Origin of the sequence: Campylobacter sp. CH278, assembly GCF_004378845.1 — a bacterium.
Classification (GTDB): domain Bacteria; phylum Campylobacterota; class Campylobacteria; order Campylobacterales; family Campylobacteraceae; genus Campylobacter_D; species Campylobacter_D jejuni.
Map to the genome: position 1 here is coordinate 1 of NZ_RYXZ01000051.1, position 243 is coordinate 243.

Annotated in this window: 1 protein-coding gene; it reads right to left on the reverse strand. The window is 65.4% G+C overall.

From position 1 onward, the window contains the following. Positions 1-243: hypothetical protein (locus tag ELQ04_RS08720; protein ID WP_208359029.1), on the reverse strand; the 243-nt coding region annotated here is incomplete at both ends.

Sequence of the window (243 nt, forward strand, 5' to 3'; positions counted from 1 at the left end):
GTCCAAGGATGACCAGGCCGAACACCGGATGCAGCACTACGGCATCGACGCGCGTGGTCAGCGTGTCAGGCTTCGACGGCATCGTCACGGTCTCGCGGATGATGCGGTCGGCCTCGCGCTGGGTGGCTTTCAGTTCGGCGATACTCAGCGGCATCCAGGTGTTGTCGCGTTTGTTCTCGCCGAGATGCGCCGCGAATTCGTCGGTGCGCCGCAGCAGTTCGGCGATGCCGCCCTTGCGCACCG